Here is a 24,426-nt window from a genome sequence, read left to right as displayed (position 1 = left end):
ATGCCCCATGCCCCATTCCCGAACAATAGTTTAAAGACGTGGACTTATATCAGCTGTTTAAAACTCAAACACCAATTATTGGCGTGGTTCACCTGCTACCACTGCCTACTTCTGCTCGCTGGGGAGGTAGCCTCAAAGCAGTAATTGACCGCGCGGAACAAGAGGCGACGGCTCTGGCCAGTGGCGGAGTAGACGGTATCATGGTGGAAAACTTTTTCGATGCACCGTTTACCAAGAATCAGGTCGATCCCGCAGTTGTCAGTGCTATGACTGTGGTAGTGCAACGGATACAGAATTTAGTGACGTTGCCTGTAGGGATAAACGTTTTACGAAATGATGGCAGAAGTGCAATGGCGATCGCCAGTTGTGTCCACGCTCAATTTATCCGTGTCAATGTGTTGACAGGGGTAATGGCTACCGATCAAGGATTAATTGAGGGAGAAGCCCATCAATTACTCCGCTATCGGCGAGAATTAGGTACTGATGTCAAAATCCTGGCTGATGTTTTAGTCAAACACGCCCGCCCTTTAAGTTCTCCTAATCTGACTGTGGCTGTGAAAGACACTATCGAGCGAGGTTTGGCAGATGCGGTAATTTTATCAGGTTGGGCTACTGGTAGTCCTCCCACTCAAGAAGATTTAGAACTGGCTTGTGGTGCAGCTAATGGTACGCCCGTATTGATCGGCAGTGGGGCAACCTGGGAAAATATTGGTACACTGTTGCAGGCTGCCAATGGTGTGATTGTTTCTAGTTCCCTCAAACGCCAAGGTCTCATTGAGCAACCTATTGATCCCATTCGCGTCAGTCAATTTGTGGAAGCTGCCCGTCGGAGTTGGAACTCCAAGGGTGAGGGCAAATCGACACCATCAATTCAAAATTCAAAATTCAAAATTCAAAATTAAAGCATTTTTCAGGAGTAGGGAGTAAGGAGTAGGGGAGATTTTTCCCCAGAATTGTTTACTTTTGACTTACCCTACGGGAAGCAGATGAAAGCGTCGTTGACTTTTGACTTGTTGATGTCCAATTCTCAGTCCCCAATCCCCAATCTCCAATCCCCAATCCCCAATCACAGCCTATGATTCGCCGTCGTTCTACTCCTTGGATTCATAAATGGTCGCGTTTCATCATCGCCGCGATCGCCTCACTTGGTGCTTTGACTACTGGTTATTTAACGATTGAAAAGTTAACAGGCGGTACTGCTGCTTGTGTAGCCGAGGCTGGTACTAAGGGTTGCGGTGATGTACTTTCTAGCCCTTGGGCTACGGTTTTCGGGCAACCACTGGCGTTATTCGGGTTTTTGGCCTACACAGGTATGCTGGTGCTGGCTCTAGCTCCTGTAGTCTGGAAAACAGAAAACAACAGTAACCGTAAACAACTAGAAAACTTGACGTGGTGGTTGCTGTTAGTGGGAGCGATCGCCATGTCCGTCTTCAGTGGCTACTTAATGTATGTACTCGCGGCTCAAATCAAAGCTGTTTGTCCCTATTGTATTGGCTCGGCTTTGTTCTCTGTCAGCATGTTGACACTGACTATTATTGGTCGCACTTGGGAAGATGTTGGACAAATCTTGTTTACTGCCCTGATTGTGGGCATGGTAACGCTGATTGGGACTTTAGGTGTTTATGCGGGTGTGAACACCTCCGGTAACATTGCTGATTCCACTGATGGCAAACCTCAACAAATTAACTTCATCCCCCAAGAAAACCCTAATCCTGAATTTGGTTGGAAAATCACTACTACTTCTGGCGAGGCAGAAATCGCCCTAGCACAACATTTAGCAAAAGTAGGTGCTAAAGAATACGTTGCTTTTTGGTGTCCCCATTGCCACGAACAAAAACTACTCTTTGGTCAAGCCGCCTATGATATCCTCAAGGAAAATAATGTTCCAGTAGAATGCGCTCCTGAGAGTCCCAAGGGTAAGCCAGAATTGTGTCAAGCTGCAAAAATACAAGGCTTCCCCACTTGGATCATTAATGGTAAAAGCTATAGCGGAGTACAAAACTTAACCGAATTAGCAAAGGCTACAGGTTATACAGGCCCTAGCAACTTTAAATATTTCAAGTAATTGCCCAATTAATTCCTGTTTCGGATTACTTAATATTGATTTCATCAGTCAACTGGTTGCATATAGCAAATGCTTTCAGTTGACTGTTTCATTTTTATTTATCTAAAGTAAACAGCAAAAAGCTTGAGGACTTACGCAAGTGTCACATTAAATATAGTAATCCGGTTTGATTTGGGAATTTATTTGTGTGGGCAGAAAACAGAAAAGAAGGGTTTTAGTGTGTACTGAGTCTTGTTCGAGAATCAAATAGGATTGCTAGATGTCTCCTAGGGTGCGTCAGACTGCTTAAATGCTGTCAATAAACAGATGTTGATATCTGACGCACCCTCCTATGATGCCAGTTGCCTAAGTCCTGAGCTTGATATAACTACCCATTGTTAATTGCTGAAAAATTTACCAGTATAATTACTCCAATCAGTAATTTCTCAAATTACATCTATTTTTAAGTAGATTGTTACAGGATGAGTTAAAAAATACACATGAATCGCAAATAACGATGGGTAATTACAAGTTCCTAAAAATCTACTTTTGTGATTAACCAATAATATTTACAGTTAACTTATTGTTACAGACAAGAAACTGCCAACTATAATTTTTAGTCATGAAATTTTATGAATTATCTTTCACCAAAAATAAACAGAATGATTGGCAACAATTACACTAAATTCAAAGTTTTTTCTCCCATTCCAAGTTAATTATTGCTAGTTATGCTTTGTGCTAGCTATCAGATAGATAGTTGACATCTATAGTTAATCAAAATCTTTCTCCCTACTAGGTGATGGGAATGAGTCAGCGACTAGGCAAGGATATTGAGTGGTTAATTGTAGGACTAAAACAATTTCTGAATCGCAGACGCAGAGAATTGATTACTACCTCTAGCGTTATGGTGTTAGTCCTATTTATACGCTCTGTAGGATTACTACAATCCTTAGAGTTGGAAACATTGGATCAATTTTTTAATTTACGCCCCTATGAGTCACCTGATGAGCGAATTACGATAGTAGCGATTGATGAGGAATCTTTGCGCCAAGCGTACCCAATTCCCGATGGTATCATTGCTAAATTATTGCAAAAATTACAAGCTAATCAACCTCGTGCTATCGGCTTAGATGTTTACCGGAATTTGCCGACAGGGATTGGTTATCAGTCTCTGGTTAATGCTTATAAATCAATGCCAAATTTGGTTGGTGTGGAACTGCTAGTACCCAATAATCAAAACGCTAGTGTGCCACCGCCACCAAAACTCAACCCTCAACAAGTAGGTTTTAGCAACTTACTATATGATCCTGATGGTACAGTCCGACGGAGTTTGTTGTATTTGCATATTGACGACCAGCTACATGAAAGTTTTGCCTTGAAACTAGCTTTATTGTATTTAAAATCTGAAGGGATTAGACCGCAGCAAGCAGCTAGTAATCCAGAATATTTGCAGTTAGGTAAAGCAGTATTTCCCAGATTTCAAGGAAATGACGGTGCTTATGTCCAAGCTGATGCTAAAGGCTATCAAATTTTGTCTAATTTTCCCAAACCAGGTTGTCACGATGCGAGTAAAAATAACTGTGGTTATCGCCTAGTTAGTATGATGGATGTGCTAAATGATCGAGTACAGAGTCACTGGATTCAGAATCGCATTGTTTTAATTGGCTCTACTGCTTCTAGTCTCCAGGAGAATGTATTTACTCCTTATTCTAGTCGTGTGATGACAGCAGCCAAGCCTGTGGCTGGGATTGTATTGCAAGCCTATTTTGTTGATCAGTTAATCTCAGCTGCTTTAGAAGGAAGACCATTACTAAAAGTTTGGTCAGATTTTGGAGAATGTTTGTGGATTTTTGTTTGGTCTTATATTGGCTGTGCCGCAACTTGGTACATCCGCAAACCGATTCTGAGTCTGTTGACGGTTCTATTTTGTTGTTTGCTGTTGATTATCAGTACATATTTAGCTTTTTTATTTGGTTGGTGGATACCATTGATTCCCGCATTGCTCACTTTTGGTGGTTCGGTGATTTGGATAACTTATCAACTTGCTTATATGCAGGAAAAGTTAAAACGCTCGAAAGAGTTTTTGCAGCAAGTAATAGATACAATCGCTGACCCGGTTTTTGTGAAAAATGAACAACTCCATTGGATAGTTTTAAATGAGGCTTACTGTCAATTTATTGGTTATCCCAATACTTTACTAATTGACAAATCAGACGTTGATTTTTTCCCTCAGCATGAAGCTGAGGTATTCCGACAGCAAGATGAGTTAGTGTTTTTAACGCAACGTCCCCAGGAAAACGAAGAAGAATTTACTGATGCTTACGGCAAGACACATCTGATTGCTACTAAGCGATCGCTCTATAAAGATGCAGCTGGTAATTATTTTTTAGTTGGGGTGATTCGTGATATTACTCAGCGTAAGTTGATGGAAGAAGAATTAAAACGGATTGCGGCTGATTTATTTCGCTCTAATAAGGAATTAAAACTCAAAGAAGACCGTTTACGTTATTTAGCCTATCACGATGCCCTCACAGGCTTACCTAATCGGAAATTCTTCGCTGAACAATTGCAAGAATCCATTAATTGGGCGCACAATCACAATTTATTACTAGGGTTACTGTTTATTGACTTAGATGGCTTTAAACAAGTGAATGATACCTTGGGTCATGAGATAGGCGATCGCCTGTTAGTCATTATTGGTCAACGACTTAACAATTGTTTACGTACTAGCGATACGGTTGCTCGGTTAGGTGGCGACGAATTTACCGTAATTTTAAACCAGATACCCAATACGCAAGTAGCCGCTAAAGTTGCTGAGAAAATTTTAGCCAGCATTACTGAGCCAATTATTTTAGACGGATACACTACCAGAGTCTCTGCTAGTATTGGCATCAGTATTTATCCTCTCAATAGCCAAGATGCTGATACATTACTCAAACAAGCAGATGCCGCCATGTATCGCGCCAAGCATTTAGGCAAAAACTGCTATGAATTAGCTTAAAAAAATTGGTTTCAGTTCTTCCTCTTGTAAGCATAACAACATCCCTAAACACTTGCTTTGGGAAATTCCATCAGAGCGATACTCTGTGCTGTTTCGCTGTTTTCACTGACAACAGTTCTCAATCAGGAAAATAGTCTCTGTATTTTTACGAAATTGACATTTATAGTGGTTAGTAATTACACTTATAACAGTTAAGATTTTTTGCAAAAATTACAATCCAGATAATTCTCTCGTGGTAAATAATGAACACATATAATTTTTGGCTCAAGATTGCTTCTAACTGGAGAGAGATGCCATCTCTGAGTTTTTATTGTATTAATTAGTTGTCAAGCTGGTTTTCTGGGATCATCTTGAGTTGAAGTTGAGCCTCAGTAATACCTAATTGCCAGTTAATTACCTATGAGATATCAGTAAAACTTCACAAAAATTTTATTTTTTTTAAGGAAAAGTAGTTGAACCTACTGTATTTAAACAAAAACACCCTGAACAAATTCAAAATATTCTCCATTGAGCAAAGCCTATGACAACCAAATTAAAAATTATTGGTGTTGTGATATTTTGCATCAGTGCTTCTTTAATTATCCCTAAAGTTGCGGATGCAACAGGCAGGTTTCATAACTTGTATGCTGATGCTTCTAATACTACGGTCAAAAAAATTACTCATCTCTCTGGGGGAGATGATTTGAAAAATGCACAAGATACTTATATCCCAGCCAACTATGGTGCTCCTTACAGTGAGTATGGGACTGGGACTCGATGAACTACTCACCCCGATAAAGTTATCGGGGTGAGTTTCTCAATTCACCCCAGTCAAGTTTTAACTGCTTTGGATCGGAGATTTCCACCATTGGTGTTGTTGTATGAAAGTGTGAGCTTGCCACTCAGGATCTGAATGAGGATAATCTAGGCGGTAGTGTCCACCCCGGCTTTCAGTTCTAAAGGCGGCACTTTTGAGAATGAGAGCAGCGACATCTAGTAAATTGCGAGTTTCTGCCCACAGTCGTACTTGTGTTTCCACATCTGAAACATGGAAGCTAACAGGTTCGTTGGGGCGTAAAGATGCCAAAAATTGAGTCAAAGGTAAAGCGGCAAAATCTTGTTGCCAAGATTCTACAGCAGCAACTGCCGCAGATAAGCCGGATTGTTCTCGACAAATTCCTGCACTTTGCCACAGTAGACGCGGTAATTTTTCTCGAAGCACAGCCAATGTTGCTTGCTGAGTGTGCCACTCTTGATCATCAATTGTCAATTCTCGCAAGGGCAACATTGGTAACTCTGAATCGGTAACTGAATTTGGCAGTTGAATATGTGCAAACTGCGCTCCAAATACAATACATTCCAGCAACGAATTACTAGCTAAACGGTTAGCTCCGTGTACTCCCGTACTGGCAGTTTCTCCGACTGCATATAATCCCGGAATATTAGTTTGATTGATTAAATCTGTGACAATCCCACCCATCCAGTAATGGGCAGCCGGGGCAACGGGGATAGTTTCTTGAAACACATCAATACCCCAATGCTGGCACACTTTAATAATGTTAGGAAAACGTTGGCGAATTTTTTCGGGGGGAATCGGACGCATATCCAACCAGACATGAGCAGTGGCAGGATCAACCGCAGTACGTTGCAGATGGCTAAAAATGGCTCTACTGACTACATCTCTGGGTGCGAGTTCTCCAGCCGGATGATAGTCAAAGGCAAACCGCCGCCCTTCATCGTCAATTAGGTGTGCGCCTTCACCCCGTACCGCCTCACTAATCAGGAAGCGTCCGGGTTTAGTCAAAGCTGTGGGATGAAATTGTACAAATTCTAAATCACGGAGAATGGCACCAGCCCGCCAGGCGATCGCTACTCCATCTCCCGTACTCACAGCCGGGTTGGTAGTTTGAGCAAACACCTGTCCACCGCCACCTGTGGCTAAAATCACAGCCTTAGCCCGCACCCAGCTAATTTTTCCTTGATAAAACAGGCTAATACCTTGACAGTTACCAGTGTCGGGTGACAACCATAAACTCAAAGCCAAAGCTTGCTGAATGACTTGGATATTTTGCCGCCGCAATACTTGGGCGGTGAGGGTAGTTGTGACTTCTCTACCTGTGGTGTCGGCAGCATGAAGCACCCGGTGACGAGAATGGGCGGCTTCTAAAGTTAAAGCTAAAGCCTTGCCGTGACGATCAAAAGCTACCCCTAAATTCACCAAGGATTGAATACATTTAGGGGCGTGTTCCGCCAGAAATTTGACGGCGGCGACATCGCACAAGCCCGCGCCAGCCTGTAATGTATCCTCAATGTGGAGAGTAGGAGAATCATCAGGTGCGACGGCGGCGGCAATACCACCTTGCGCCCAATCACTGGCAGAGAGATTTACTGTTTCTTTGGTAATCAAACCGACTCGCAAAGATTCTGGTAGACACAGTGCTGTGTATAATCCAGCCGCACCAGCACCGACGACTAAAACATCAAATTCGCTAGGTATATCTATTTTTGACAAGGTGAGAAATTTTTGGGAATGGGGACGAATCAATTCAAAATTGAAAACTCAAAAGTTAGAGAAATGCCAGGCTATGGGGAATGGGCAAGGTTGATACTGATAGTTTAATTATCTCCTGATTTAACGAAAATTCCCACCCCCTAGAATGGGGAGTGGGCTACTATTCGCTAGATTAACTGAATTTGCGGTTATCTGTAGATACCGTTGTTAAAGCGATCATCGCCTTCGTTGAACACAGCTTCGTATTGTGTAACTGTAAAGTTACCTAAGTTAGCTTGCAGTAGTTCTTTTTGGCGATCGCTCAATCCAGGTAACTCCAACACATCCTCTACATTGGCGTAAGGGGCATTCTTGATAATTTTTTTCGCCAAAGTGGGGTACAACCCTGGATATTGTTGAAAAGCCCTGACATTGGTATTATTCAAATCAATTTTTTTACCAAATTCGGTTCCTAGTTTAGCATCTGCCCGGTTTCGCAGTTCAACTGCTAAAACAGGGACTTGCGGAACTACAAAACTTTGTACACCAGCAGCTTGGGCAATTTGAGTTGTTCCCAACCATCCCCAACAGCCAAGTAACAAACTAAATACTGTTAATAAACGCACCAATCCTTTCACGATTTTTTTACCTCTTTCCATCAAACTGAAATAACAGCGTTAAGCTTACAGCCGCCAACTATCCATAGTCCATCATCCATAGCTGTGACTATTGACTCTTGACTATTAACGATTGACTCAAAGCTGATGGCTTAATCAACACACAGCAGCTATCAGAAACTAATATACAGCTTATTAATGCCCACAATTTTGATATCAGTCAGGAAGCAGGGGACAGAACATATTTCTTTGTCTTCCTCTTTCCGATACCCTATGTTCACGCTGCTAAAGCAGCTATGAGAAATAGACTATCTACCAAAATTGTACTTAAGACTGCACCACCAAAAGCATACCAGTGGCGTTGCTTTTGGCTTAAGGGGATGACACCCGCCAACAGCAAGACTACAGCTAGGATAATTGCCGACGCTACACCCCAAGGTGTTTGGACTTGGGTAACGGCTGCTTGTAAAATTGGTGACACTTGGCTGGGTTCTACTTCCATGATTTGCCGCCAATAGGGGATTAAGTCTACTACATAAAAATACATATCTGTTAACACAGTACCGAGTAAAGAACCTAAATAGAACCAGTTACCAATTTTGCCCCAGTTACGGGCTAAACACCAACAAGCAAAGGGTAAACCGATGGATTCTACTGGTAGATGCCAGAGTGGTTCCCAGCGCAACCAACCCCAGTAAATTGAGCCAGCTAGCCAACTCCAGCTAAAGCCTAAGAGTAAATCTCCCCACAGATAAGTGCTAGGGCGTGACATCAAGTGAAAACTCAGCCACACCAAAAATCCTGTCATAGCTAAACTGACACCGGGTAGCGATCGCACCAATGGGGCTTCAATAAACACTGGCACTGATACTAAAAATACGGCGGCGGCAAACACCAACCAAATTTTTTGGGAATATAAGGCAAAGGGCAGAGAGGGTGAAGCTTTTAGTGTGGTTTCCAATTCTTTCAGGCTCCTCTGCCCCGTGTTACTTGGGCGTAATTCATGATCTACAGAGTCGGTAGAAGTAGTGTAGGGAAGCAAAGTATTATTAATCAAAATTTTAATAATTGTTACTAAACTTTATATTAAACAAAATACCATACCGAAAAATCCCCCTGGGGGGCATATTTATATTACTACGGTTTTAGCTAGGTGTCATGAAGTGGGGACTGTTGATGGTTGATAGTTGACTGTTGACTGGGTAAAAGAGATTCTTCCCCTGCTCCCCTGCCCCCCTGCCTCTATTGCACAGCAAACAGTAACATGAGATGCTTTGTGGAGTTATTTTCCTGGTAAGTTCCTTAGAGAGTTGTTTGTGTAATTATCTGTTAGGACAAGAAGCCCAAAACTCTGTCTCTTTAAAGCAGAGATGTGGGGCAAACGGCAATTAAAATTGCCGAAGCACAAACTTATCAATTGATATTTTATGTTAAACCTAGTAACATAAAAATGTGGTTAATTGGTCGATAGCATGATTGTTTACGAGTTCAAAGTCAAGGGGAAAGACAAGCAATATCGCGCTATAGACGAGGCTATCCGTACATCGCAATTCATTCAGAATAAGTGCTTGCGCTACTGGATGGATAACAAAGATGTTGGCAGATATGACCTCAATAAATATTGCGCTGTGTTGGCTGCTGAATTTCCTTTTGCTGACGAACTTAATTCAATGGCTAGACAATCTGCTGCTGAACGTTGTTGGAGTGCGATCGCTCGATTTTACGATAACTGCAAGAAGAAGGTTAAGGGTAAAAAAGGTTTTCCTCAGTTTAAGAAAAACTGCCGTTCAGTGGAATATAAATCAACTGGATGGAAACTTTCACAGACTAGAAAAGCTATAACTTTCTCAGATAAAAAAGGTATAGGCACTCTGAAGCTCAAAGGGACTTACGACCTTAACTATTACGACATCAAGCAAATTAAGCGTGTTCGTCTAGTACGTCGTGCTGATGGATATTACGCTCAATTCGCAATTGACGTTAACGTCAGGGTAGACACTCAACCCACGAATCAACTAGCGGGTATTGACCTGGGGCTAAAGTATTTCATTGCTGACAACAAAGGTAATGTAGAACAATCACCCCAGTTCTACCAGAAATCTGAAAAGCAGTTAAGCCGTGCAAATCGCAAAAAGTCTAAGAAGTTCAGTAAAGAAAAAAAGAAAGCCAAGCAAAGGCAGTCTAACAATTACCACAAAGCTAGAAATCGATATGCCCGTAAGCATTTAAAAGTAAGTAGGCAACGAAAAGAGTATTGCAAGAGATTAGCGTATTCCGTCATCCAATCTCACGATTTGGTGGCCTATGAAGATTTAAATGTGAAGGGTTTAGTACGTAATCGACATCTAGCTAAATCAATCTCTGATGCTGGTTGGTACACTTTTCGTCAATGGTTGGAATACTTTGGTCATAAATATGGGAAGGTGACAGTTGCTGTTCCTCCCCATCACACCAGTCAAAATTGCTCTCACTGTGGCGAGAAAGTGAAGAAATCTCTGTCTACAAGAACTCATGTTTGTCCGCATTGTGGGTATGTGCAAGACAGAGATATTAACGCAGCAATCAACATTTTGAGACTAGGACTCAGTACGGTAGGGCATACCGGAACTTACGCTTGGGGAGAGACTCCCTCTTGGGCGATTGGTGTCAACCTGTCGTCTAACGGAGACTCGTTGAACCAAGAATCTCCCGGTTTTTCATCGAAATGAGCGTAGCGTTCGCGTAGCGTGCCGTAGGCAAATTTCGATAACAGGGAGAGTGTCAATTGGTTAATTAGAGCGATCGCAGGTAGACTAATGAGTTTATTGAAACGTCAGTGGTTTGTGCTTCTAAGTGCAGTCTCTGCTGCTTTATCTATAGCGGTATTTCCCTTAAAAGTTCTCAGTACCCCAACCAACCCAGTCACACCAGGGGTACAACAAATGAATATATTGCAAGCGATTGTTTTAGGATTCGTGCAAGGAATGACAGAGTTCCTGCCAATTAGTAGTACAGCCCATTTAAAAGTTGTACCAGTAGCCCTAGGCTGGGGAGATCCGGGGGTGGCGTTCACGGCTGTAATTCAGCTAGGGAGTATAGCCGCCGTGTTGTGGTATTTCTGGGGTGATTTAAGTCGAATTCTCAAAGGAGCAACCAGAGCGATCGCTCAAAAAGATTACGATGATTATGATTTGCGCCTGTTGTTGGGGATTCTTTTAGGAACCCTACCAATACTTGTCTGTGGACTGTTAATTAAAAGGTTTATTCCCGACTTTGACAATTCGCCCATTAGAAGCCTAGCAGCGATTTCCATCGCCTCGATTGTCATGTCAATTTTATTAGGCTTGGCAGAAAAACTTGGTCAGCGTCAGCGAGATTTTGAAAACCTCACCATGAAAGATGGGCTACTCATGGGTTTAGCCCAAGCCTTAGCCTTAATTCCTGGCGTATCTCGTTCCGGTTCTACCCTGACTGGGGGGTTATTTATGGGTTTACAAAGAGAAACAGCCGCCAGATTTTCATTTTTATTAGGGATTCCCGCCATTACCTTAGCCGGGTTAGTCTCACTCAAAGATGTGGCAGACGCAGGTTTAGGAGATGGGGCAGTAATTCCCCTAGTAGCGGGGGTGATTTCGGCGGCTATCTTCTCCTATATTGCGATCGCCGGGTTAATTCGCTTCTTAAAAACTCAAAGCACTTGGATATTTATCTGGTATCGGTTGATATTTGGTGTGGTAATCTTGGGTGCAATCAGTGCTGGACTGTTGAAAAATAGTTAATAGAGGAATCCGATTTGATTCATGAAATGACATACGTAGCCAGGGAACTCTTAACAGGGAACACAGAAGAAGTAGTTCCGAAGTGTACGAAGTTTTTTCAAAAATCAAAGATGAATCCTATAGTCATTAGTCATAGCACGGTTGACAGTTGACGGTTAACTGTTAACTAATGACTAATGACTAATAACTAATGACTAATGACTAATGACTAATGACTAATGACTAATATTCGTCCTGCCAAAATTACTCAAGTGATACCAGACTCCATCGCCGCCGAGATGGGTTTTGAAGCGGGGGATGCCATTGTCGCCATCAACGGCACACCACCCCGTGATTTAATTGATTATCAATTTCTCTGTGCAGATGAATTTCTGGAATTAGAAGTTTTAGATGCCTCTGGTAAAACTCATTATATCGAGATTGAAAAAGACTACGACGAAGACCTGGGGTTAGAGTTTGAGGCGGCACTGTTTGATGCGTTAATACAGTGCAATAATCGTTGCCCATTCTGCTTTATTGATCAACAACCACCCGGTAAACGTTCTAGCTTGTATTTAAAAGACGATGATTATCGCCTCAGCTTTTTATACGGCTCATATTTAACCCTTACCAATTTACCGGAACGGGAATGGCAACGAATTGAACAAATGCGGCTGTCGCCGTTGTATGTGTCGGTTCATGCCACAGAACCGGAAGTCAGAATTAAACTGCTAAAAAATCAGCGTGCCGGACAAATTTTGTCACAACTGCGATGGTTTCAAGAAAGGCGTTTGCAAATTCATGCTCAAGTAGTAGTATGTCCGGGAATCAATGATGGGCAACACCTGGAAAAAACCCTCAGAGATTTAGCATCTTTTTATACTGAAGATATGCCGACGGTGGCATCAATAGCAGTTGTACCAGTCGGGTTGACAAGATTTCGTCCTGAACAAGATGAACTGATTCCCGTAACTCCAGAAAAAGCCCAGGAAGTAATTCAGCAAGTGCAATTACTCACCAAAGAATTCCGCCAAAAATCTGGCTCTAATATTGCCTGGTTAGCTGATGAATGGTTTTTGATTGCTGGTGCTGAATTACCCAGTGAATCTGAATATGAAGAATATCCACAAATTGACAACGGTGTGGGTTCAATTCGCTTATTTATTAAACAATTTGAAACGGCGGCAGCGAAATTATTACCGGAAAAAATCGCCCATCCCAAAAAGTTAACATGGGTAGTGGGTAATGCCGTAGAAAAAGCCTTTCAACCAATTGTCAACCGCTTGAATGCCGTTGCTGGTTTGTCAGTAAATATGCAAGCTCTCAATAGTGATTATTGGGGGCAAGCTATTAGTGTTACCGGCTTGATTACAGGGCATGACTTAATTTTGAAATTACAAGGGCAGGATTTAGGTGAGGGAATTTTACTCCCAAAGGTGATGCTTAAACATGAAGAATTAGTATTTTTAGATGATGTGAGCGTTGCCGAAGTTGCTGGAAAATTAAATACCAAAATTTTGCCAGTTGCAGGTGTAGAAGAACTGATAACAACCTGCATAAGTGAGGTGTGAAGGCTTGATTGTTAAATATCAGTCATTTCTCGGAGGTGAATTATGGTTATACTGCCTCATAAATAATAAATAATTGAGCAATGAGGAGTGATGAGTAGTGAAGAATCAGGAAAAAAATCATCAAAAAAATCCCAAATGGTCATTAAATAATTACAGATTCTTCATTGTTACTGCTCAATTGCTGATTGTTAATTGGTTTCATATTCCGGCAGTCAAAGCGGCAACGGCAACACCTGTAGTCGGCGTAGTCCAGAGTCAAGAAAACAGCCAATATTGGCAGGGAATTACCCAACGCTTGCAGACAATTGGTGTGCCGTATTGTGTGCTGCCCTTATCTAACGTTAAGAGTGTTGCGGATTGGGGCGATCGCCCCATCGTATTTTTACCAAATATTGAAACCATCACACCAACGCAAGCGATCGCTTTGCAAGCATGGATGAACAAAGGTGGTAACTTGATTGCTAGCGGCCCCGTGGGTAGTCTTTCCACCCCCGGAGTCCGCGAATCACTCAAAACATTATTAGGTAGCTATTGGGCATTCAGCCTCAAAGATAGACAAAAAATCAACCCAACCGCCACTCAAATACCAAACTCGCTCAACCAAAACACACTATTTGGACAAGTGCATGGCGGCGTGTTAGTTCCCAATGATGGTTCTGGTAGGGTGGTTGCTGTTTGGAATTCCCCAGACTCACCGGCGGCGGTAGTATTAACAGAAAATTCCACCTTTTTGGGTTGGCGGTGGGGAACAGATGCAGCTTCTACTGCCGAATTAGATATTGCTTGGTTAAAAACTGCTGTTAATCGTCATCTAGCAACGCCATCCAATAGCCACAAAAACATCACCACCACCCCCCAAAACTGTCCCACTCCCCCCACTCCCCCTACTTCCTCCACTGCCTATTCCCCTCTCCCCACTTCCCTTAAATCAGACGAAGCTATTGATCAATTAGAACAAACAGTACAGTGGAATATTGCGCCTAATTCCAATGCACCGATGACTCAGCGTGAAGCTGTGGCTATGCAACAACAGCTAGACAATTTGATTGGTAGAGTAGAAAGTGCTAACGTAGCCGCATTAGCCCATGCACCTCGGCGCAATCAATCCCAATCTGCGAAGGAAGACAGCACACAATTAGTGGCAACGGGACTTGGCACACCCACCAGCGATCAACAGCAAGCGATCGCTCAAGCCAGAGTAGTAGCCAAAAACTTACCCAGATTAATTGCTAATAAAAATTATGCCCTAGCTCGTCAACAATGGCTGGCAGCTAGGACAAAATTATGGCAACAGTTTCCTATTGATCGCAGATTAGCCACCGCAGAAATTCGCGCAGTTTGGTTAGACAGAGGCACAATTATCCGTGCAGGTAGTGAAAAAGGACTGGCGAAAATTTTTGATCGCCTAGCGCAAGCAGGAATCAATACAGTTTTTTTTGAAACTGTCAATGCTGGTTATCCTATTTATCCCAGCCGAGTTGCACCGCAGCAAAACCCATTAGTTCGTAATTGGAATCCCTTGGCGGCGGCTGTGAAATTAGCCCATGGGCGCGGCATGGAGTTACACGCTTGGGTTTGGACTTTTGCGGCTGGTAATCAGCGTCATAATCAACTGCTAAAACTGAATGTTAATTATCCGGGGCCTGTGTTAGCGGCTCATCCTCAGTGGGCTAACTACGATCACCGAGGTAAAATGATTCCTATTGGTCAGACAAAGCCATTTTTTGACCCAGCTAATCCCGAATTGCGGCAATATTTACTCAAATTATATGAGGAGATTGTCACAGAATATAACGTGGATGGTTTACAGCTAGACTACATCCGCTATCCGTTTCAAGATCCAAAAGCCGGGCGCACTTATGGTTATGGTAAAGCCGCTAGAGAACAGTTCCAAAAATTGACAGGTGTAGATCCTATTAGTATCACTCCCAGTCAAACCCAATTATGGCAGCAGTGGACAGCATTTCGCACTCAGCAAGTAGATAGCTTTGTGGCGCAAGTGTCGCAGATGTTGCGTCAAAAACGCACAAATTTAGTTTTGTCAGTGGCGGTATTTCCCTTACCAGAACAAGAACGCATCGAGAAGCTACAACAACATTGGGAAGTTTGGGCGCGGCGAGGAGATATAGATTTAATTATTCCCATGACTTACGCCCAAGATACTGTCAAGTTTCAAGCCCTAGCGCAACCTTGGATAACTTCGACTCAGTTAGGTTCTACTTTATTAATCCCAGGAATTCGTTTACTGTCTTTACCAACATTGGCAGCATTTGATCAATTGCAACTGATTAGAGATTTACCTGTGAGTGGTTATGCACTCTTCGCCGCAGAAAATTTCAACAACGAATTACATCAACTTTTTAGTAATACTCAAGGTCAACTTTCATCTGCAATCCGTGAACCTATTCCTCATCGTCACTCATTCTCTGCTGCCTTGACACGGTATGTTGCTTTACAGCGAGAATGGCAAATAATATTGTCAAAGGAAAAACTGCAAATATCACCACAAATAGTTTTAGAGTTGCATCAACAAGCAGAAGTCGTGAAAAACTCCCTCAATTACTTGGCGGCTTCTCCTTCTAAAACTAAATTGCTAGCCACAAAAGCCGCTTTGACAAGGTTTCAAGCTCAGTTTCGGGTATGGATGCGTCAACAAGGTAAGGATAACACTTACCAAGTCAAAGCCTGGGAAAATCGTCTGGCAGCTATAGACAGGTTATTGCGTTACGGTGAACGCAGGTTAAAATTGGATACTGAAAATCAGAAGCATCAATCAAAATAATTTAGCGATCGCCGCAGATTTGGACACGGTACAATAGAGAATAGTTGGCTGTTGTATTTCTTCATACTAACTTTACAGTATTTGTACGCCAGAGATTATTATTTATTTAGCATCAAAATATTACAAAAGACCAAAAGCATCTGCTGAAGATAACTATCATTTAATGTTAGATATGGTCATTACTTATGCCTTCATTACCTCAACTTCTCTGGCTACAATGCTGGATGTCAATTATTGATTGTTCGCCACTGACGGTTGAGCCAGAAACACCAGTGTCAAAGGTAATTTCACTGATGGCAAAACAAGGTGCTGGCATGGTCGTAGTCATAGACTCCCTGGTAGTAGGATACTTATTAGAGCAAGATGTGGTCAAACTGGTAGCTGCCGGGATTAATTGCCAAAATACTCCTATTTCTGCTGTTATGCAGCATGCCGAAGCTATCACCTATAAACTGTCAAATTTGCAGAATATCACCACAATATTTTCTCTGTTAGCCAAACATCAATCAAGTTGCCTGTTAGTAGTAGATGAATTAGGTGAACTGGTGGGAACGGTAACATCTGCAAGTATTTGTCAGGGACTACAAAAATCACTCAACCATCCTTACCAAGCACAAGAAACGCAATTGCCAGAAAATAGACAGTTAGTCTGGGGGATGGATAAAGTTGCGCCTGCAATGTTGCAGTTAATTATCGATACCATCCCTCAGTGTGTGTTTTGGAAAGATAGGAACTCGGTTTTCTTGGGCTGTAATCGCCAATTTGCTAGGATGTTAGGTTTTGAGCATCCAGAAGAAATTATTGGTAAAACAGATTACGACTTCCTCACTAACCATGAGGATGCTGACTTCTACCGCCAATGTGATGCTAGCGTGATGGAGAAAAACACGCCAATATATCACATTATTGAACCTTTACAGCAAGCAGATGGTCAACAAATTTGGCTAGAAACAAATAAAGTACCATTGCATGATGCTGAAGGCAATGTCATAGGCGTACTTGGCACCTTTGAAGATATTACCGAGCGCAAACAGACACAAGAAGCTTTAGCCAACAGCGAGGAACGGTTTCGGTTTTTGGCGGCATCCATCCCCCAACAAGTGTGGATTGCTCGCCCTGATGGCTACCTGGAATATGCGAACCACCGCACTCTGGAGTATTTTGGCTGCAATTTAGAGCAAACACTCGGTTGGCAATGGGAGAAATTTGTGCATCCCGATGATTTGCCCAGATGTTTGGCAAGTTGGAGTCAATGTTTAGCGACAGGCGCAAATTACGAAGTGGAATTTCGGCTATTAGGGTTGGGTTCTGGAACCTATCGTTGGCATTTAGCGCGAGCCTTACCTTTACGAAATCCGCAAGGTAACATCATTAATTGGTTTGGCACAAATACAGATATCCATGACTACAAATGTACACAGGAGGCATTAGCCGAACGAATCCGTTTAGCAGATTTTCGGGCTGAAGTTGACAGCATCCTGACTCACAGTTGGAGTTTACAGGAGATGATGCGCCACTGCACCGAAACTGTAGTCAAACATTTAAATGCTGCCTTTGCGCGGATTTGGCTAGTGAACAAACAAGAGAATGTCCTAGAGTTACAAGTTAGTTCTGGGATGTACACCCACATAGATGGCGCGCATCGGCGTATAGCCGTAGGTGAATTCAAAATTGGTTTAATTGCCCAAGAAGGTAAACCCCACCTCACCAACTCGGTACAGAATGATGCGCGTGTCAGTAATCAAGAGTGGGCGAAGCAGGAAGGGATGGTTGCTTTTGCTGGCTATCCAATGATTGTGGAAGGGGAAGTCTTGGGAGTGATAGCGATGTTTGCGCGCCAAGCCTTGGGCGAATCTACTTTTCAAGCTTTGGGAATTGCTGCCCATGAAATTGCTATTGGCATTCAGCGCAAACAAACGCAAATAGCATTACAAGAGAGTGAAGAAAGATTTCGTAACTTAGTTGAAGCTACCAGTGATTGGGTGTGGGAAGTTGATGAAAACATTATCTTCACCTATGTCAGCCCCAAAGTTAAGGATATTTTGGGTTATGAACCCCAGGAGTTAATCGGTACAAGCCCCTTGGAACTTCTACCCCCAGAAGAAGTTGAGCGTGTAGCGCAAGTCTTTGAGCCGATTGCCACTGCACAACAACCTTTTAAATGTCTGGAAAACATTAATATTCATAAAAATGGTCATTTAGTAATTTTAGAAACCAGTGGCGTACCGATATTTAATGCTGAAGGTAAATTTTGTGGCTACCGAGGAATTGATCGAGATATCACGACACGCAAACAGGCAGAGATAGCATTGCGGGAGACGCAGCAGCGATTACAGGCAATTTTAGATAATTCCCCAGCAGTAATTTATGTGTCAGATGTTGTTGACAATAGATACCTGCTGTTTAATCGCCAAGGTGAAAAATTATTGAATGTTACTCAAGAACAAATCATTGGCAAAAGTATATATGATGTTTGGCCTCGTCATATCGCTGATGAATTTGCCAAGAATAATGCTGATGTACTCACGACTGGGCAAGCCCTAGAAATTGAGGAAATAGTTACACAAGAGGATGGTTTACATACCTACTTATCGGTGAAATTTCCCCTCAAAGATACAAATGGTGTGATTTTCGCGGTGTGTGGCATATCAACAGATATCACCGAGCGCAAATTAGCCGAAGAGTCGCTGTTGCGCTTTCATAAAGCTATGAATAGCACCAGTGACTGTATTCTCATTGGTGATTTAATGGGTGAGGCTGTTTATGTTAACCCAGCTTTTCAGCAATTATACGGTTATAATGTCCAGGAATTAGCGGCAGCTGGCGGAGCATGGGTAATTTTCCAGCAGTCTCTAGAACGTCGCCACATCTTGAATGCACTCCATAGTGGTAAGTCTTGGCGCGGTGAAGTGACAATGCGATCGCGCAATGGTCAAATCATGCAAGTTTACCTCCGCGCTGATGCGATTAAAGATGCTCACGATCAAGTGATTGGCACAGTATGTATTTATACTGATATTACCCAGCGCAAGCAAGTAGAGGAAGGTTTACGACTACGGGATCGGGCGATCGCTGCTAGCAATAATGGTATTATCATTGCTGATGCTAGCATTGCCAACGGGCCAATTATTTATGTAAATCCTGCCTTTGAGTCAATGACTGGCTACTCAGCAGATGAAGTCATTGGGCAGAACTTTCGTTTATTCCAAAGTGCCAATATCAATCAACCAGGGTTAGAAGAACTGAATGCCGCTATGCAAGAGGGCAGAGGTTGTAGCGTGGTTCTTCAAAGCTATCGTCCAGATGGCAGTATGTTTTGGCATGAGTTGAACATTTCCCCGGTGTATGACGTTGCCGGGAGACTCACCCATTACATTGGCATTCAAACAGATATCACTGAGCGTAAACAAGCAGAAACAGCACTACTAATTAGCCAACAGCGACTGCAATATTTATTAACATCTAGCCCAGCTGTCATCTATGCCTGTGAGACTGGTGGTGATTTTGGTGCTGTGTTCATCAGTGAAAATGCTAAAGATGTGCTTGGCTATGAAGCCACCGAATTTACATCAAATTCTGGTTTATGGGCGAGTCTGATCCACCCAGAAGACGCACCAAAGACATTTGCCAAACTTGCCCAGTCCTTAGAAATAGGGGAATATAAACTAGAATACCGCTTTTTACATCAAGACGGTACTTATCGTTGGCTGTATGACCAAGGCAAGGTAGTTAGGGACAATCTGGGTAATCCCATAGAATTTGTCGGTTACACGGCAGACATTACAGAACGCAAGCAATTAGAAGAAGAAATCAAAGTTGCACTAGAGAAAGAAAAAGAACTCAGTGAACTCAAATCCCGGTTTGTCGCCATGACTTCCCACGAATTTCGCACGCCGTTGAGTACCATCTTGTCTTCCTCAGAGTTACTAGAACATTACCGCCATCGATGGACAGAGGAAAAGCAACAAACTCATTTACATCGCATTCAAGCTGCTGTTAAGCGGATGACTGAAATGTTAAATGATGTGTTGGTAATTGGCAAGGCAGAAGCGGGAAAACTAGAGTTTACACCTAGACAATTGGATTTAGTAGACTACTGCCGTCATGTAGTAGAAGAAATCCCAGGGAATCTGATTCATGAGCGAGTTAACTTTGTGAGCGATCGCCAATCCTTTATCTGTTATATGGATGATAAATTACTCAGTCATATTCTGAGTAATTTACTTTCTAATGCTATTAAATATTCATCGGCAAATAGCCAAATAAAATTTTATCTTAATTGCTCGCATGAACAAGTTATATTTAAAATTCAAGATTCGGGTATTGGCATTCCCCCAGAAGATTTACCCCACCTATTTGAAACTTTTCACCGGGCTAAAAATGTCGGCAATATTGTCGGTACTGGTTTGGGATTAGCAATCGTTAAAAAGTGTGTGGATATATATCAAGGTGAAATTTTTGTAAAAAGTACCCTGGGAGTTGGTACAGTGTTTACTGTTCATCTCCCCCTGAAATAATGACATATAAATAGAGGTAAATAATGACTAAAATTTTAGTAATAGAAGATGAAGAATCTGTACGGGAAAATATCGTAGATTTGCTAGAAGCTGAGGCATTTGAAACTGTAGCGGCGGCTAACGGCAAAATTGGGATAAATTTGGCGATCGCCGAACTGCCTGATTTAATTCTATGCGACATGATGATGCCGGAAGTAGATGGTTATGGGGTATTGACAGAATTACGTCAAGAACCATTAACTGCGGCTATTCCGTTTATTTTCCTCACAGCCAAATCTGCTAAATCAGACTTCCGTCAAGGCATGGATATGGGTGCTGATGACTATGTAACTAAACCATTTACGCGAACAGAATTACTGAGTGCAGTCATCAATCGTTTGGAAAGACAGGCAACTTTAAAAAAATACTTGTTAAATCACGATGCGCTTAAATCAGCATCTCCTAAAACGCAGTTAATAGCCATGAATCTGCATCGTGTTATCAAACAACAAAAACTCCATGAATTTGAATTGCATTATCAGCCCATCGTAGATATTGCCTCTAGACAAATAATCGGGGCTGAAAGTCTATTGCGTTGGCAAAGTCCAGAATTGGGTTTAATTTCTCCCACAGAATTTATTCCCTTAGCCGAGTCTACCGGTTTAATTGTTAATATTGGGCATTGGGTTGTATCAACTGTTTGTCATCAAATTAGACGTTGGCGTGATATAGGAATCGATGATTTAACTATTACTGTCAATTTATCGGCAATTGAATTTAGCCATCCAGACTTAATTCAAAAAATCACCCATGCTTTAAATAGCAATAATTTAGAGGCGAAATATCTGGAATTAGAACTAACTGAAAGTATGATTATGCAAGTAAACAATGCACTTGTTACCATGAATGAATTGCGTTCCCTAGGAATGCGAATTGCTATTGATGATTTTGGTACAGGTTATTCTTCTTTAGCCTATCTCAAAAATTTACCAGTTAATACTTTAAAAATTGACCGTTATTTTATCCATAATGTGGATCAAGATTATCAGAAATCTGCAATTACCAAAGCTTTAATCGAAATGGCTCATAATCTTAATATGCGAGTCATAGCTGAAGGTGTAGAGACAGAAGCCGAATTATCTTTTTTACAACAAAATCGCTGCGATGCTATGCAAGGATTTCTGTTTAGTCCGCCCTTAAAACTTGGAGAATTTGAAAAAATCTTATGTAATCAACAACACTTACCCGCCTAATAAATTATTGGGTATTGGGAAATAAATAGATATTTCGATGACTAGAGCATATTCGATTATTGCCAATTATCACATAAATCAACTTTGAAAACCTATATCAATTCACAAAGATGGCTTTTTACTTTTTAGTTTATTATTTAATATGAACAAAATTTTAGTTATAGAAGATGACATCAATGTACGTCACAACATTTTAGAACTATTAGAAAATGAGGGATTTCACTTAATTGCCGCAGAAAATGGAAAACTGGGTGTGCAATTAGCGCAGGAAGAACATCCTGATTTGATTATTTGTGATGTGATGATGCCAGAATTGGATGGTTATAGCGTACTCAAGGTTTTACGTCAACATCCGACAACAGCGATGATTCCTTTAATCTTTCTCACTGCCAAATCTGATAAAACTGACTTTCGTCAAGCTATGGCAATGGGAGCCGATGATTATATCATTAAACCTTTTACAAGACATGAGTTACTAGCCGCTATTGCTGGCAGGTTAGAAAAACAAACAACTATTCATCTGGAAACTCAGAAGAAACTTGATAATCTCAGGAATAGTATTGCTCTATCTCTCCCCCATGAAATGCGAACACCTCTCAATGGTATCTTAGGTTTCTCACAAATTTTAATAGAAGAAAGTGAAACTTTAGATTCACAATCAATCCGGGAGATGGCAGAATCTATCTACTATTCTGGTGAAAGGTTATTTAGATTAATTCAAAACTTTTTATTGTACGCAGAACTAGAAATTATTGCCTCAGATCCACAACAAATTAAATCTTTACAGAGTGCAACCACAAAGTTTCCGACATTATCACTAATTAATATCATCACGGAAAGAGTCAAAAAAGCAGATAGAGAAGCAGACTTACAACTTGATTTGTGTTCATGCCATGTCAAAATCTCCCTAGAAAAAATGTCTAAAATTGTGGAGGAGTTAATTGATAATGCTGTGAAGTTTTCTTCTATAGGGAGCTTAATTCAAGTGACTAGCCAGTGTATTAATAATACATTGGTTTTATCGTTTATTGATCGAGGTCGCGGAATCACAGCCGAGCAAATGGCAGAATTAGGCGCGTATCGCCAATTTGAACGCAAACTTTATGAGCAACAAGGCACAGGGCTAGGATTAACCATTGCTAAACGCCTAGCTGAATTACATAGTGGAAAACTCAAAATTCACAGTCAGCCACAACAAAAAACGGTTGTGCAAGTCATGTTACCGTGTTGCACGGTATCAGAAGGAAGGCTTATATAAAAATAGCTGGCAACAATCACCAACCTGCGGTCGAGGGAACAGGAAACAGAGAGGTTTTTGATGAGATGCAAGCATATTTTTGCCTGTTTCACCACCCATCAATGGCTCAGAATCCCCACTCTTTGGGGCGATTGTGTTGAGCGGGGTAACAGTCCCCGTCCAACACCTTCCTGTTGCCTCTTGCCTGTTCCCTTTCACTAAGGACTATAATGTTGGCATAAAATTTTTTGTAGCTGGCTATTAGATTTATCTGATCTGAATTGCTTTTTGGGAAAACAATAATATTCTTGTAGCAAAAAAAATTTAGTTATGACTGAGAATGGAAATAATGAACAATTAAAAGTCCATGAGGCTTCCTCTCACTCAGGAACACGTTACTGGGGTAATGTGGAGGTGATTGAGGAGGGAGAAACCTATAGAATTAGTCGCATTGAAATCAAGCCTAGACATGGTATCAAACCTCAAATACATTATCACCGTAATGAACATTGGGTTGTAGTTTCTGGTGTAGCTAAGGTGACTTGTGGAAATGAGGAAATATTACTATGCCGTAACCAATCAACTTATGTTCCATCCGCAACGCTGCATAAAGTCGAAAATCCAGGATCTATTCCTTTGGTAATCCTGGAAATTCAAAATGGCGAATATCTAGGTGAAGATGATACAGAACGCCCTTATGATCTAAATTTGGTGAAGCCGGCACCAGAAAGTTAGTAGAAGGGAGTGGGGAGAATTTGACACTCACCGCCCTAAAAGTGCGGTGATTCTTTGTTCACAGACCCAACTTGCTCAGACAGGATTTCTCCAACCTGAGTAGAGGTCGAATCTCCCAAAGCGTTCGGATCTAAGATCCAAGTTCCCGTATGCCCTACGGTACTCAAGGGACCAATTCAGAATGTTGATTGCAGCATTCCAATCTCTATCCATCTCAAAACCACATTCACAGACATGAGTTCTTGTAGATAGAGATTTTTTCACTACTGCACCACAATTAGAACATTCTTGGGAAGTATAGGCAGGATTAACAGCAATGGTTATTCTGCCAAACTTCACACCAAAATACTCTAACCATTTTCTGAATTGATACCAACCAGCATCATTAATAGATTTAGCCAGACAATGATTTTTTACTAAATTTTTAATCCTCAAATTTTCATAAGCTACCAAATCGTTAGATTGGATTACGCAACGCGCCAC

Annotated in this window: 15 protein-coding genes and 1 pseudogene; 12 read left to right on the top strand and 4 right to left on the bottom strand. The window is 41.7% G+C overall.

Annotation, left to right across the window (positions count from 1 at the left end; genetic code table 11):
• Positions 1-38: 38 nt before the first annotated feature.
• The 4 genes from btpA (at position 39) to AACS98_RS05160 (ending at position 5,805) form a co-directional block, all read left to right on the top strand.
• Entirely contained in the window at positions 39-902 is an 864-nt protein-coding gene (gene btpA, locus AACS98_RS05175; RefSeq protein WP_066377038.1) for a photosystem I biogenesis protein BtpA, read from the top strand.
• 173 nt (positions 903-1,075) lie between these two features.
• Positions 1,076-2,065, top strand: coding sequence for a vitamin K epoxide reductase family protein (locus tag AACS98_RS05170; RefSeq protein ID WP_066377036.1), 990 nt, complete (start codon positions 1,076-1,078; stop codon positions 2,063-2,065).
• Between the two features lie 784 nt (positions 2,066-2,849).
• Positions 2,850-5,045 (top strand): CHASE2 domain-containing protein, encoded by a 2,196-nt coding sequence (locus AACS98_RS05165; RefSeq protein ID WP_066377033.1) that lies wholly within the window; start codon positions 2,850-2,852, stop codon positions 5,043-5,045.
• Between the two features lie 520 nt (positions 5,046-5,565).
• Positions 5,566-5,805 (top strand): hypothetical protein, encoded by a 240-nt coding sequence (locus AACS98_RS05160; RefSeq protein ID WP_066377030.1) that lies wholly within the window; start codon positions 5,566-5,568, stop codon positions 5,803-5,805.
• A gap of 57 nt (positions 5,806-5,862) precedes the next feature.
• Here AACS98_RS05160 and nadB read toward each other — a convergent pair whose 3' ends face one another.
• The 3 genes from nadB to AACS98_RS05145 all read right to left on the bottom strand — a co-directional run bounded on the left by nadB (position 5,863) and on the right by AACS98_RS05145 (position 9,189).
• Complete coding sequence (nadB, locus tag AACS98_RS05155) at positions 5,863-7,536, bottom strand: L-aspartate oxidase (RefSeq protein WP_066377270.1); 1,674 nt, start codon at positions 7,534-7,536, stop codon at positions 5,863-5,865.
• A gap of 188 nt (positions 7,537-7,724) precedes the next feature.
• A complete protein-coding gene (psbU, locus tag AACS98_RS05150; RefSeq protein ID WP_066377268.1) occupies positions 7,725-8,153 on the bottom strand; it encodes a photosystem II complex extrinsic protein PsbU in 429 nt (142 codons plus the stop codon).
• A 256-nt stretch (positions 8,154-8,409) separates the two neighbouring features.
• Positions 8,410-9,189, bottom strand: coding sequence for a DUF3120 domain-containing protein (locus AACS98_RS05145; protein ID WP_066377028.1), 780 nt, complete (start codon positions 9,187-9,189; stop codon positions 8,410-8,412).
• Between the two features lie 415 nt (positions 9,190-9,604).
• Here AACS98_RS05145 and AACS98_RS05140 point away from each other — a divergent pair, with 415 nt between their 5' ends.
• The 8 genes from AACS98_RS05140 (at position 9,605) to AACS98_RS05105 (ending at position 23,943) form a co-directional block, all read left to right on the top strand.
• Entirely contained in the window at positions 9,605-10,840 is a 1,236-nt protein-coding gene (locus AACS98_RS05140) for an RNA-guided endonuclease InsQ/TnpB family protein (RefSeq protein WP_066377026.1), read from the top strand.
• Positions 10,841-10,927: 87 nt separating this feature from the next.
• The gene (locus AACS98_RS05135; RefSeq protein ID WP_066377025.1) at positions 10,928-11,890 is read left to right on the top strand and encodes an undecaprenyl-diphosphate phosphatase; all 963 of its coding nucleotides are present in this window, start codon (positions 10,928-10,930) and stop codon (positions 11,888-11,890) included.
• 218 nt (positions 11,891-12,108) lie between these two features.
• Entirely contained in the window at positions 12,109-13,440 is a 1,332-nt protein-coding gene (locus AACS98_RS05130) for a TIGR03279 family radical SAM protein (protein ID WP_066377024.1), read from the top strand.
• Positions 13,441-13,537: 97 nt separating this feature from the next.
• Positions 13,538-16,222 (top strand): glycoside hydrolase family 10 protein, encoded by a 2,685-nt coding sequence (locus AACS98_RS05125; protein ID WP_066377023.1) that lies wholly within the window; start codon positions 13,538-13,540, stop codon positions 16,220-16,222.
• A 185-nt stretch (positions 16,223-16,407) separates the two neighbouring features.
• The gene (locus tag AACS98_RS05120) at positions 16,408-20,739 is read left to right on the top strand and encodes a PAS domain S-box protein (protein WP_198161120.1); all 4,332 of its coding nucleotides are present in this window, start codon (positions 16,408-16,410) and stop codon (positions 20,737-20,739) included.
• Between the two features lie 23 nt (positions 20,740-20,762).
• Positions 20,763-21,971, top strand: a complete 1,209-nt coding sequence (locus tag AACS98_RS05115) for an EAL domain-containing response regulator (RefSeq protein WP_066377019.1) — start codon at positions 20,763-20,765, stop codon at positions 21,969-21,971.
• Positions 21,972-22,113: 142 nt separating this feature from the next.
• Positions 22,114-23,229, top strand: a complete 1,116-nt coding sequence (locus AACS98_RS05110) for a hybrid sensor histidine kinase/response regulator (protein WP_066377018.1) — start codon at positions 22,114-22,116, stop codon at positions 23,227-23,229.
• Between the two features lie 309 nt (positions 23,230-23,538).
• Complete coding sequence (locus AACS98_RS05105; RefSeq protein ID WP_066377016.1) at positions 23,539-23,943, top strand: phosphomannose isomerase type II C-terminal cupin domain; 405 nt, start codon at positions 23,539-23,541, stop codon at positions 23,941-23,943.
• A gap of 35 nt (positions 23,944-23,978) precedes the next feature.
• On the opposite strand, the pseudogene AACS98_RS05100 reads toward AACS98_RS05105, so the two are convergent.
• Positions 23,979-24,426, bottom strand: a pseudogene (locus tag AACS98_RS05100) (RNA-guided endonuclease InsQ/TnpB family protein); the annotation flags it as partial.

The sequence above is a fragment of the Anabaena sp. CA = ATCC 33047 genome, from assembly GCF_963870205.1.
In the GTDB taxonomy this organism is placed as follows: Bacteria; Cyanobacteriota; Cyanobacteriia; order Cyanobacteriales; family Nostocaceae; genus Trichormus.
The sequence above is the reverse complement of the archived record's forward strand: the minus strand, read 5'-3'. Positions and strand labels throughout refer to the sequence as shown.

Excerpts from the sequence above, each read along its gene's own strand:
- AACS98_RS05170 (WP_066377036.1), top strand. The coding sequence starts at position 1,076 with ATGATTCGCCGTCGTTCTACTCCTTGGATTCATAAATGGTCGCGTTTC.
- AACS98_RS05165 (WP_066377033.1), top strand. The coding sequence starts at position 2,850 with ATGAGTCAGCGACTAGGCAAGGATATTGAGTGGTTAATTGTAGGACTA.
- AACS98_RS05160 (WP_066377030.1), top strand. The coding sequence starts at position 5,566 with ATGACAACCAAATTAAAAATTATTGGTGTTGTGATATTTTGCATCAGT.
- AACS98_RS05140 (WP_066377026.1), top strand. The coding sequence starts at position 9,605 with ATGATTGTTTACGAGTTCAAAGTCAAGGGGAAAGACAAGCAATATCGC.
- AACS98_RS05135 (WP_066377025.1), top strand. The coding sequence starts at position 10,928 with ATGAGTTTATTGAAACGTCAGTGGTTTGTGCTTCTAAGTGCAGTCTCT.
- AACS98_RS05130 (WP_066377024.1), top strand. The coding sequence starts at position 12,109 with ATGACTAATATTCGTCCTGCCAAAATTACTCAAGTGATACCAGACTCC.
- AACS98_RS05120 (WP_198161120.1), top strand. The coding sequence starts at position 16,408 with ATGCCTTCATTACCTCAACTTCTCTGGCTACAATGCTGGATGTCAATT.
- AACS98_RS05115 (WP_066377019.1), top strand. The coding sequence starts at position 20,763 with ATGACTAAAATTTTAGTAATAGAAGATGAAGAATCTGTACGGGAAAAT.
- AACS98_RS05110 (WP_066377018.1), top strand. The coding sequence starts at position 22,114 with ATGAACAAAATTTTAGTTATAGAAGATGACATCAATGTACGTCACAAC.
- AACS98_RS05105 (WP_066377016.1), top strand. The coding sequence starts at position 23,539 with ATGACTGAGAATGGAAATAATGAACAATTAAAAGTCCATGAGGCTTCC.